Here is an 11916-nt window from a genome sequence, read left to right as displayed (position 1 = left end):
CCCTTAACTATTTGTCTTTTTACTATTTTTAATTACATATTTACTTCTTCATTGCTTTTATCATTATAGGCATGGCACGCGAGACCTGATTTTCTTCTAAAGATGATCAGGGCGGCAGCAACGACGATCAGGACAAGCGAGATGACCTGCGCGATCCGCAGGAATTCCGTCAGCATGAGGCTGTCCGTCCTCATTCCTTCCACGAAGAAACGGCCGATCGAGTACCAGATGACATAGGACAGGAACAATTCCCCGCGGCGGAGGTTCGCTTTTCTCCTTAAAATCAGGAGAAGGATGAAGCCTGCGATGTTCCAGAGTGATTCATAGAGGAACGTCGGATGATAATAGGTCCCGTTTATGTACATCTGATCGATGATGAACTGGGGCAGATGCAGGTTCTCAAGGAATGAACGGGTGACTTCGCCGCCGTGGGCTTCCTGATTCATGAAGTTGCCCCAGCGTCCGATCGCCTGCCCGAGGATGATGCTCGGTGCTGCGATATCAGTTAGTTTCCAGAAAGAGATGCCTTTTATTTTTGCAAAAACGAGGGCTGTGATTACGGAACCGATGAGCGCTCCATGAATCGCGATGCCGCCGTTCCAGACTTTAATGATATCGCCGGGATTCTGGGAATAATAGTCCCATTCAAAAGCAACATAGTAGGCCCTTGCCGACAGGATGGCAATCGGGATCGCCCAGACAAGCAGGTCGACGAACGTATCGGGGTGAAGCCCGAGCCGCTTGCTTTCAGAAATTGCAAGATATAGTCCTAAAGCTATTCCAAGTCCGATGATGACGCCGTACCAGTGTACCTGCAAGGGTCCGAGCTGGAAGGCAATCGGATCGATGGGTGTGATCGTTTGGTCCATGATTTCGCTCCTTTAATTAGGCTCTTTCGCAGTCTTTTCTGCTTTAGATATGAAAAAATTCCGGTACTTGGGTATTTTCGTGATTTAAACCAAGCATTTTCGAAAAGAGCACGTGTACTTACTTCATTAAATTTCTATATGTTGTTCGAATTGCAGCAATCTTTTAAAAAACAGCCTTCTGTTAAAATTAAATGTCTTCGTTTTCCCCATCTTCAATGACTTCGGAGAGGCGGTTCGTGAATTGTTCGGCTGCGTTCACGCCCATCCGCTTCAGGCGGAAGTTCATCGCAGCGACTTCGATGATGACTGCCAGGTTCCGCCCGGGACGGACAGGGACCGTATATTTCGTGATGTCGGTGTCGATGATCTTCATCTTCTCTTCCTCGAGGCCGAGGCGGTCATACTGTTTCTTCTGGTCCCACAGCTCAAGGTTGATACAGAGGGTGATGCGCTTGTAATTGCGCACGGCACCTGCACCGAAGAGGGTCATGACGTTGATGATCCCGAGACCGCGGATTTCTAGAAGGTGCTCAATCAAGTCCGGGGAAGTTCCGATCAGGGTGTCGGTGTCTTCCTGTCGGATCTCGACGCAGTCGTCTGCGACAAGGCGGTGTCCGCGTTTAACAAGTTCGAGGGCGGTTTCACTTTTACCGACGCCGCTCTTACCAGTAATCAGCACACCTACTCCGTAAATGTCCACAAGGACGCCGTGCACAGCGGTCGTTGGAGCGAGCTTGCTTTCCAGGTAGTTGGTCAATCTGGAGGAAAAACGGGTCGTCTTCATATCCGATCGCATCACCGGGACGGCCGTGCGATTTGCCGCTTCCACCAGTTCATCCGGGATTTCAAGATCGCGGGAGATGATGATGCCTGGCGTGATATCCGTGCACAGTGCCTCCATGCGCCGCTTGCGCTCTGTTTCGTCGAGCAGTTCGAGGAATGAAAGCTCGGTTTTTCCGAGCAGCTGGATCCGCTCTGCGGGGTAGTAGTTGAAGTAGCCGGCCATTTCGAGCCCGGGGCGCGAGATATCGCTTGTGGTGATCGGTCTATGTAATCCGTCTTCTCCGCCTACGAGTTCCAGGTTGAATTTTTCTACTATATCTTTTGTTCGAACTTTTGCCAAAGCAAGCTCCTCCTTTGATTCTCTATGTCAATTGTTCGTTCTTCGAATCTTTATTGTGCTCTTTCCTATTTTAGCAATTATGAGGAAAAGCGCAAGCGCGTCGGTTGTTATGGGAGAGGCGCCGCATTAACATGGCATTGCCTTTAAATACCGCTTTTGATTTCCGTGGGAGACTTCGCTTTCCGCGGGCGAGCGTGGAGCCTCCTCGACGCGTTGCGTCTGCGGGGTCTCCACTGCTTCGCTTTTCCCGCAGGAGTCTTCGTCTCCCACTCCAATCAAAAGCTGGATTGTGCCTTTTATTGAGGATATGGCCATTCTCCATAACAATGACGCGCAGCTGGAGGGGGTGGAAAGAGAAAAGAAAAAACACAGCCGTGGGCTATGCTTCTTTTATGAAAGTTTGTATTGTTTCCATTATTTCTTTGTGGGTGTTGATGGATTCCAGCACTCTGAAGTTTTGTTCGAGGCTGTGGTTGGCTCCTGGGATTAGGTGGAGCTTGAGGTTTGGGTTTTTGGTTAGTTCGTTGAAGCGTTGCTGGTTGTAGTGGTGGTCTTGGTCTCCGATGAAGCAGATGGCTTTTTGGCGGCTGTTCATCATGGAGCCATGGACGGTTTGTTCGTTCAGGAGCGGTGTGAGCCAGATGGCCCGGGCGTCTTTGAAGGCAGGGCGCTGGAGTTCGGCGCTCATGGGGATGGTTCCGATTGATTTTGCCACCAGGAAATAGGAACCGTAGCCGCTGGTCTCTACCACGGTATCGATGACTTTATTACAATCATTTACCACCATCTTATCAAATTCCTCGTCAGTCAAATCCTTCACTTCCTCCGACTTGTATTCATAATTTATTTGAAGCACGTCCCATTCTTCATTCAGGAACATTCCTGTCGGGTAGTGGAGGAGCGGGCCCATGACGGTGTATCCCATTCCCGGAAAGAAAATGGCAAGGCCTTTTGGGTTGACCGAATTGCTTAATAATCGATATGGGACTTCGACTTTCATCCCTTTTATACTTGATGATGTTACGTTCATGCAGATTCCCCCTCTTCTTTCCAACTATTTCTAGTAATCGAAGGGAAAATCCTCTTTTCTCCCATAAGAAAAAACCCCAGCCGTGACCGGCCGGAGTCCTTTTCTACTTTTTAGGTTCAAACACAGCTTTTTGAATGACTAAATTGGCAAGGGAAAGGATGATCGATGCAAGGAAGGCCATTCCGAATCCTGATAACTCGAATGCATCCCCCATGATCCCGTCTGTCAGCAGCAGGGTGACCGCGTTGATGACGAACAGGAACAACCCGAGCGTCAGGATGGTCACCGGCAGTGTCAGGAGGATCAGGAGCGGGCGGATCAAAACGTTCAGAATCGATAAGACGATGCTTGCGATCACCGCCGACCCGAAACCTGATACATTGAACCCGTCAAAAAATCCTGCCAATGCGATAAAAATAACTGCGTTGATCAAAATACCAACTATCCATCTCATTCTCTGATGGCTTCCTCCTCATTCGGCAGCACAAAGGCCAATAAACCGTACACGACGACCAGCGGGAAGAAACCCGTCGGAATCAATAAAATAATGAAAATCACCCGAAGGATCGTCGCATCGATTCCTGTGAATCTGGATAAGCCGCCGATTACGCCGGCGAACTTGCGATTGGACCTTGAGCGTGCTAATTGTTTTTTCATACAGAACACTTCCTTCTCATCTTATGCGTTGTCCTTCTTAACATTCTTCTCCGCGTCCTTTTTTATGAGGGGAGAATGGGATGTTTTTGCGCAATGGATGATGTTTGATTTCAATACTACCTTTATTCCCTTCGAGCGGGAGCTTAAAACAGGTGGATGGGTCCTTGATCAGATGTTGTCCGCTTTCCTGTCTTCTGCCTTTTTAATTAGGACAGAACCTGTCTTTGTTTCTGCAAAGAGGTGAAGCTTATCTTCCGAATCCGTTTTGCGGTTGAATTTGATTTGCTTCTGGACAACATCATTTTTCTCTTCGACGACATCGATTCCTTCGAGTTCAATTTTGAAACTCCCAAGATTGGATTTTGCTTCGCCTGCGATGTTGATGGATCCCGGGACGTAAAGATCGACATTTCCAGTCACGGTTTTGGCGTGGACGGTATCTGCTTTTGCACCAGTTATGGCGCAGATGATGTTGCCGTTCAGGGACTGGGCATCAGTATAGTGGATATCCCCTTCGACCTGAACCTTGCCGTTGATCGATTCCGCTTCGACCTTTTCCGCTTTCGCGTTGAGGATCGTAATGGCCCCGTTCGACGTTTCAACTTCTGCTTTTTTACTAGTCAGATGGTCAATATTGATTTTTCCATTTGCCGATTTGGCGCGGAAATCCTCTGCCTCTATATGTTCAGCCTTCAGTCCGCCGTTGAACAGTCTCACGGATACTTTTTCATACTGATGCTTCGGTATATAAAGCTTCGAGTCTACTTTCATCCATTTCGTCTGGGTGGCAAAGTAGAGCGTATCCCTGTCGACGGCAAACGAGGTATTCTCCATGAACTGCCTGCGTGCTTCTTCGCGGTCTTCGGTGCGGTACACCTTCGCCTGGCACTCGACCCGCACTTCTTCCCCGTCCCATGGGATTAGTTCCACTTTTCCGTTCGCGACATCCACATCGACTTTCTTGAATGATATGTCCGGCTGCTGGAAGACGTGGGACACTTCGACCGACTGATTCCACTGGAAATCGAAGTCGAAGTTTTTGATTTTAGAGAAGGCGGTGTTCATGAAATCGAGGATTTTGTCCTTTGTTTTATCCGTTTTGTAGCCGCTGCCGTCACTCTTTTTATCATCAAAGATAGATACGAACTCATCCAGGAAGTCCTTTTCTTTTTCCTTTGCCGGTTCTGTCTTTTTGTCGAGCGCTTCTAACAGGGTCAATGCTTCCTGTGCCGTGAGTGTCCCTTTTTCCACCATATCGAGAATCCGTTTGCGTTCTTCATTCATGTTTCTTCATCCCCTTATCATTGAGTTATTACAAAAGGCTGATTACTGACAAAATATTGTTTTCGGACAGCATGCAACGTTCTAACGAAGTGAGTACACGTGCTCTTTTCGAACCCGATGCAAAATGAAGTGCAGTTTTTATTCAGGTACTTTCTAAAGCAACAACGTTTGCGAAAAGAGCCTTACAGAAGTACTTTGATTCCTTTGTACACATTCCAAATGACGATGACGATATTGACTATGATGAACAGGCCGATCATCAATAAGAAAAAGACCGGAATTCCGGAGCCTGTGGCAAAAATGCCTATGTCTAAAAACAATCCTGCAAATAACAGGGGTATCGCGATGATCGGTATGATATGAGAAATCAAGGCCGACTTGGCATCTTTTTTCACATGCGGGTTGTCTGTTACGAAATAGACGATGATCGGAAATATAAATCCTGCAAAAAATATACTGAAATAGCAAAGCGCTGATAAAATCTTGTTGGTCTCCACTTTCATCATCTCCTTTACTATTATCTACGATACGTTTTCAAAAAGGTTTCATTCTTATGGAATTCCTCTTATGATCATTTTCTCATGGGACATTCTTTTTACGGCTCCATCTTAGGTCTGAGATTAGGTGGGTATCTGGAGGTATTTTTGAGGGATTTTATATATGCAACTTTGAATTCCGCTATTGACTTCCGTGGAAGACTCCGCTTTCCATCAGAAAAGCGGAAGGGCTTTGAAGAGAGGCAGGTGGCATAAGACGAATCGGTCACGAAGGCGTACTTTGCCTTCTTGACCGGTTTGGCTTATGACATGTGCCTCTAAGCCCTGCAACTGGACAATTATCATCAGTAAGGAAAGGAGGAGTCTGCGTCCTGTACTCCAATCAATCGCTTGAACAAGTTAAAATAGATACACTAAAAAAACCGAACTAATTTGACTCCCTGATTCCAAATTAGTTCGGTTTTTGCTTAAGAAAGATATCTATTGCTCTCTTTTGTGGTGAGAAACATTTATTCGCTCTTGTCTTCTTCCATGTCCTTTTCTTTCAAATGATCCTCGACTTCTTTCATTGATTTGAAGTTTGAAACATCCGATACTTCAAGTCCGTCGGTTTCGACTGCGACAAATCCGTCTGAGGATTGGAGAACTTGTGCTTTGATTTCTTCATTCCCGGACAAGTTGTATTTTTTGAGGACGGTGGTTTCGCCTTTCTCTTCCATCGCTGTCAATTCAGCAGAATAGGCATCAAGGTCCATCCCCTTCTGGATCCGTTCCTGCAGCTTCTCACTGCCGAGCAGATCGGCTGCCGGCTCGTCCATATCCTGGGATTCCTGCTGGTCATTCATTTCTGCCGTATCGCTTGAGGAATTTTCTTCAGGTTCGGCATCTTCTGAACCGCATGCCCCCAGTATCGAGAGTGCGAAAATAAGGTTTCCTGCTATCATTAGTTTTTTCATGCTATTCTCCTTTCTTTGGTTGCTACGATACTTTCTCTCATTTATTCATTATCCTATGAGTGGTTTTGCTAAACATTGGAATATGTCAAGTTACCGAGGCTTTAACCTTTATCAGCTAAATTCCAACTAAAAAAAGCCGCAGCCCTAACCCCCCATAAGGGTCCGGGCTGCAGGCTTCAGCTCACTCTTCAGTATTAAGCCACTGATCCAAAAATTCTTTTTGATCCCCGTCAAAGCGGCGGTCGAAAAATTCGGCAAAGATCCGGGTGTCGACTTCGTTGAATTGAAAAGTTTGAAAATAGTCTGAAAGGAAACTGAGGGCATCGCCTCTCCCTCCATTATTTTCAAAATAATCACGTAAGAGGAGCGGTACGTTTCCGTATACAACGGAAATATAGTCCTTTCCGAATTCATTCAGCCCCCGGTTCACTTTCCCGTCACCGGTATTTTGGCCGGCCAGTCCTTCAGAGAAAGCATAGGCTTTGGCTTCATTACCATAGTATTCTTCCAAAAAGATGGAGGAAGCAAGTTCAGTAATGCCTTCATCAAGCCAGGCGTCCTGATAGGGGTCATTCGAAACCATATAGTAAAACCATTGGTGAGCGATCTCATGCGCAAGTGTGTGCTGGAATCCGCCGGCTTCGTTTGAGACCTCTATCACGTTTGAATATTCCATGTTCCCCATATTCGCGATGATATCCAATTGCTCAAAAGGGTAAACTCCTAAATTACTATTATAGAATTCGAATGCTTCTTTTGCGAAAGAGAGCATTTCACTGCTCATTTGCCCTTTCTCTTTCGGAAGGAATAATCGAAGATCTGATTTCGAAACGATTCCCGTACTTGCTTCGATGGATGTTTCCTCCCACTCAGCAGGATCCAGGAAAGAGAGATAAAAGTCCTTGATTGTAAATGCTTCTATTTCCCCTTCTTTAACCGGTTCAATCTTCATTTCCTTGCCGGAACTTGCGATTAAATAATCCCCTGGAAGTTGAAAATTAACCTTATAATTGCCGTATGAGGTATGATAGGATTCACCTTTCGGATCAAAGTCCTGGAGCTTCCATCCCCCATCATAAGGAGCAATCATCGGATACCACTGCGCCAGATGATAACTGTTCCCTTTCCTGGATAGCCTGAGGCCTTCTTCCGGAACCTTCAGCGTATAGCTGACAGTGATCCATTTCTTTTCGCCCGGCTTCAGTTTTTCATCAAGCGAGACTAGCAGCTTATCGTTTTCAAGTGAATAATCAAGTTCTTTATCTACACTCTTGACGGATAAGATGGTTGTTTCGGCTGCCCCCTTCACTGAAGACGGTTTTTCACCTTCAGTCAAGGCGTTGGGAATGAAGTAGAATCCGGCATCCTCCCAAACTTCATCCGATTGATTGCTGACAGCCGCGGTCGATTTTATCGTAAACATATCATCTGTTCCCAGTGAGACATCAATAGAATAGTTGGCTCTGGCATTCATCCGTTTTCCAAGATCAATCCCCGGTGTATATGCTTTTCTTTCTGCAGCAGTATCTTCTTTCGTTATTTCTATAGCAAAAGGACCCGGCTGACTAATCTTTCCGCCTTTGAAAATGAAGTGGTCGTATTTCTCCGGCACCTCAAATGTGAGAAGGGCACTGACCATTCCCGGAGGCGTTATGACGCCTGATTTGAAATTGATTGCGTCCAACGTTTGTGCATCTACGGTATAATACGTGTTATTATCTTCATCGATCAAATGGAACATATTTGGATTATAATCAATCTTTCCATTGAATGAATGAAGGAACTCTGCCTCGACCGGAACCGTGATATGCTTGTATCCTTTTTTGGCGGCTTTCACATTGTCCGGGGTTTTCACGAGCTTCCCGAAATGGTACTGTTCTTCATCATTCAAAATACTCTCCCCAAGCATGGCAGACCTGTAGGCGGAAGCTTTAATCCCGCTGAGCAAAGTTGAATCACTTTTGGAAGCTGAAGAATCATCTTTCTTCTCCCCGCCTGTTTTTTTCTTCTTCTCCTTGGAATCATCCGTGATTTCTCCTGCCGTCCCTTTCTCCTCTTCAGGAGAGGCCATGCCGGAGACGGGTTCCGCTTGTTTGATATTTGATACGGCATATGTGACAAGGGAGGCGACTCCAAGAAAAAGGAGAACCCCCGCGGCCGAAAGAATGAATTTAAACTGCTTCTCCACTTTCCTGCTGTTCTGCACCCCGCCGCTCAGTCCCTGATAAGGGGAAATCCTCGCTGCTTTTTGCGCAGGCAGGATACTGGCTAGGGTTCCGGTGATCATCGGGATCAACATCGTCAGGACGTAAAGCCAGATCTGTCCGAACGGTATCTCACCGTACATGGCCCAGATCAACAGGAAGGAGAACACAAGGCCAAGCAGTCCTGCAAACAGCCCGGAAATGGCGCCTTCAAGCATGACCAGCCTCCTAATCGTGCCGTTTCTCCAGCCGAGCGCTTTCAAAACAGCGATTTCGGGCTGTCTTTCGGATACGTTCTGCCAGATGATCTCTGCGGTTGTCAAAATGGCGATCATCAGTGCGATTCCCATCGCTACATAATGCATCGAGCTCACTTCCATCGCTACGTACTCTCCCAGCCACGTCGTAAACATGACACCCTTCAAACGGAACGTGACAAAAAGGAAGAACAGGAGCATCCCTGTCGGAAGGCCGATCGAGAAGACCGAGAGCATCGTCCTCTTCCATTTCGAAAGCAGCCCGTTAAGCGCCATTCCCGTAACCGATCTGGATTTCACCATTCGCTTCCGTGCCGTTGACACCTCCCCGGTCTTCATCGTTTCATACGGTTTGATCTTCCTGACCAAAACTGCCGGTATGAGGGCCCCGAGCCAGTAGATCAACAATCCGAGGAGACCAATCAGGAAGATCCTCAGACCCGACGTCTCAATCGGGGAGGTATATAGGAACCACCCGAGGATCAGCCAACTGATGAGCGATACAGTCAGTCCGAGGAAGGTGGCTTCCAGCAGCAGTAGTTTCGACAGCTGCCCCGGCCTCCATCCGAGCGATAGAAAGACGGCAAATTCCTTCTTCCTTCCATACATCATGATCAGATTTGACGAGAATACATAGACGATCGCCACAGCCACCACACTGCCCACAACTCCGCTGATCCCCAGCTTCGCTTCCTTGAATATCGTCATGGACGATCCGATCTTGATCCATGGCTGCTCGATCCATCCTATGCTTTCTTCCCCTTCTATACCCGGAATGCGGGTCAGCGCCGGCTGGGGAGAAGAACCGAGCGTGACATCCGCAATCAATCCCGTCTCCTGTTCAATCTTATCCGCCGCCTCCTGAAGAAGTGCCTCGCTTTCTTCATTGAACTCTTCCACCCCGGCAACATTCACCCGGATGGCGGAAATGGGCTTATTCCCCATGACCTTTGAAGCTGCTTCAATTGTTGTCAGCATGAGCGGAGGCCTTGTCAGGAAGCCATAAGGATTATTGGCCGGTTTCATTTTTGAAGGAGGATTCACGGGCTCCCCGTTCTTATCGAGAACCCAGCTGGCCTTGGAAGGGAAGTACGTCTCCACCGGAAGTTCGGTCAGCGGATCTTTCGATATATTGAGCTTTGAAGGGTCGAATATCCCCTTGATATCAATATTCAGTCTCGGCCAGTCGGATGATTTTTCCCCATAAAGCTCGACCGGGCGAAATGCTTGCTCGAATGGCAGGATTGAATCTTCCGGTATATCATACGGAGTCACTTCGTAACTGTATGCCCACCTGTCCGGGAATGGACTGCTGACCGGCCGGTATTCCACCGCCGACGGTTTGGCAGCCAGCCAGTTCATGCCTCTGTCACCGTCCATATAGCTCGGGTTCATCACCCGGTTCACCATTTTCTTATGTGCTTCCTTAGCTGTGTAGGAATATTCTTTCACAACCGTGCCCTCAACGGTTTTAAGGAAATCCTCTCCGCCCTTCTTCTTTACCTCTTCCATCGTGCCAGAATGCTCTTCCGGTCCAAAAGGGAGATCGAGCTTTTCAAACACATACGTCATTTCACCATCTACAAATTCCTTGTTGCTCATGAGAGCCGGAATATTGGTTTCCACCAGCCCAGCTTCTATTTCAATTTGTTCCGATTTGTCGTCTTCCTCTAAATACCTGCTTGTCTTTCCTTCAAGTACGGCAGCATCCAATCCGACAAGTTTCGCTTCTTGCTCGGGATCGATACCGGCGACCATGATATCTGTCCCGTATTCCATTTCACCGTCATATACAAGCACACCATAATCCATACCGGCGCTCATCGCATCCCATCCACCGACGGTAAAGTAGAATTCGCCCTCCGAAATATCTTCGCTTGCCCCGTTGTCGACCGTTTCAATGTGTTTTACACGATAAACACCCGGATCAGTAATGTCTGCCTTCCCGAGTTCAACGTAGTTACCGATTGAGCCCATCATGGAAATAGGGGCGGCTATGTCAATGTTATCCATCCCTTTGATTGTTTCATACTGTTCCATGGATATACCTTCATGCAGCCCGCTTAAATAATTGGGTTCTAAAAGATGCAAATCCTCCGTCACACTCCGTGAATCGGGCGGCCTGACGACAATATGGTAGGACGACTTCCACCTTTTTTGCAGCTCATTCACGATGGTGCCATTATTCGATTGTGTCACACCGACCAGATAACTGAGGCCGACGCTGAGCAAAAGGACCCCGATGATCAGCAGGATGAACCTGTCCTTGTTCCTCCACCATGAGTTCCAAATAAACCGGATCATGGGTGCATACCCTCTCTGTCGGCAATGATGATCCCATCCTTCATCTCAATCATCCGGTCTGCCTTAGCCGCAAGGGCAGGATCATGCGTGACAAAAATGACACCGCACCCTTTTTCTTTATTCAATGCCGATAAGGTGGAGAAAATGATATCTCCCGTCGCCGTATCGAGATTCCCTGTAGGTTCATCCGCAAGCAGCCACTTCGGCTCATGAATCAGTGCCCGGGCGATGGCCACACGCTGCTGCTGGCCACCGGATAACTGGGAAGGCAGCGAGTTCAGCTTGTCCCCCAACCCTACCTTTTTCAATAATTCCTGTGCACGTTCCTTCTTATCATAAGGAACTTTCCTTGAAAACAGGGGAGCCATGACGTTCTCAAGGGATGTCATCGTCGGAATCAGATGAAATTGCTGAAAGATGAAACCAATATTGGCAAAACGGAAATCGGCCAGCTGCTTTTGACTGAGTTTATTGACGTTTACTGAGTCATACAGGATTTCCCCGCTGGTCGACTGGTCCAGCGTCCCTATGAGGCTGAGGAGCGTCGATTTTCCTGATCCTGATGAACCTGCGACCGATACAAACTCACCGGCCTTGAATTCTATGGATACGTTCGATAGGGCTTTGGTCTCCACCCCTTCTCCTTTAAATGATTTAGTCACCTGCTTCATGACAATCGATAGACTCATTTTACAACCTCATCTCAATTTTAAGAATATTTTTATAATTATAACA

General features: G+C 47.4%; 10 protein-coding genes. All 10 read right to left on the bottom strand.

What is annotated here, in order from left to right; translation table 11 throughout:
• Window positions 1–32 precede the first annotated feature (32 nt).
• Window positions 33–869 carry a prolipoprotein diacylglyceryl transferase gene (gene lgt / locus AS034_RS17860; RefSeq protein ID WP_058299616.1) on the bottom strand — a complete coding sequence of 279 codons (837 nt, stop codon included), beginning with the start codon at window positions 867–869 and terminating at the stop codon, window positions 33–35.
• 187 nt (window positions 870–1056) lie between these two features.
• The gene (hprK, locus tag AS034_RS17855; RefSeq protein WP_032086651.1) at window positions 1057–1992 is read right to left on the bottom strand and encodes an HPr(Ser) kinase/phosphatase; all 936 of its coding nucleotides are present in this window, start codon (window positions 1990–1992) and stop codon (window positions 1057–1059) included.
• A 379-nt stretch (window positions 1993–2371) separates the two neighbouring features.
• Window positions 2372–3022, bottom strand: coding sequence for a hypothetical protein (locus AS034_RS17850; RefSeq protein WP_058299615.1), 651 nt, complete (start codon window positions 3020–3022; stop codon window positions 2372–2374).
• A 103-nt stretch (window positions 3023–3125) separates the two neighbouring features.
• Complete coding sequence (locus AS034_RS17845; protein WP_032086654.1) at window positions 3126–3476, bottom strand: phage holin family protein; 351 nt, start codon at window positions 3474–3476, stop codon at window positions 3126–3128.
• Entirely contained in the window at window positions 3473–3679 is a 207-nt protein-coding gene (locus tag AS034_RS17840) for a PspC domain-containing protein (protein ID WP_032086655.1), read from the bottom strand. Before AS034_RS17840 ends, AS034_RS17845 begins: the two co-directional genes overlap by 4 nt.
• Before the next feature lie 168 nt (window positions 3680–3847).
• The gene (locus AS034_RS17835) at window positions 3848–4963 is read right to left on the bottom strand and encodes a DUF4097 family beta strand repeat-containing protein (protein ID WP_058299614.1); all 1116 of its coding nucleotides are present in this window, start codon (window positions 4961–4963) and stop codon (window positions 3848–3850) included.
• A gap of 182 nt (window positions 4964–5145) precedes the next feature.
• The gene (locus tag AS034_RS17830) at window positions 5146–5466 is read right to left on the bottom strand and encodes a magnetosome magnetite crystal formation protein family (protein ID WP_321174903.1); all 321 of its coding nucleotides are present in this window, start codon (window positions 5464–5466) and stop codon (window positions 5146–5148) included.
• 503 nt (window positions 5467–5969) lie between these two features.
• Window positions 5970–6416 carry a hypothetical protein gene (locus tag AS034_RS17825; protein WP_058299612.1) on the bottom strand — a complete coding sequence of 149 codons (447 nt, stop codon included), beginning with the start codon at window positions 6414–6416 and terminating at the stop codon, window positions 5970–5972.
• 181 nt (window positions 6417–6597) lie between these two features.
• Window positions 6598–11181: an FtsX-like permease family protein gene (locus AS034_RS17820; RefSeq protein WP_058299611.1), complete on the bottom strand. Its 4584-nt coding sequence runs from the start codon at window positions 11179–11181 to the stop codon at window positions 6598–6600.
• A complete protein-coding gene (locus AS034_RS17815) occupies window positions 11178–11870 on the bottom strand; it encodes an ABC transporter ATP-binding protein (protein ID WP_058299610.1) in 693 nt (230 codons plus the stop codon). Before AS034_RS17815 ends, AS034_RS17820 begins: the two co-directional genes overlap by 4 nt.
• Window positions 11871–11916: the final 46 nt, after the last annotated feature.

Origin of the sequence: [Bacillus] enclensis, from assembly GCF_001456935.1 — a bacterium.
In the GTDB taxonomy this organism is placed as follows: Bacteria; Bacillota; Bacilli; order Bacillales; family Bacillaceae_B; genus Rossellomorea; species Rossellomorea enclensis.
The sequence above is the reverse complement of the archived record's forward strand: the minus strand, read 5'-3'. Positions and strand labels throughout refer to the sequence as shown.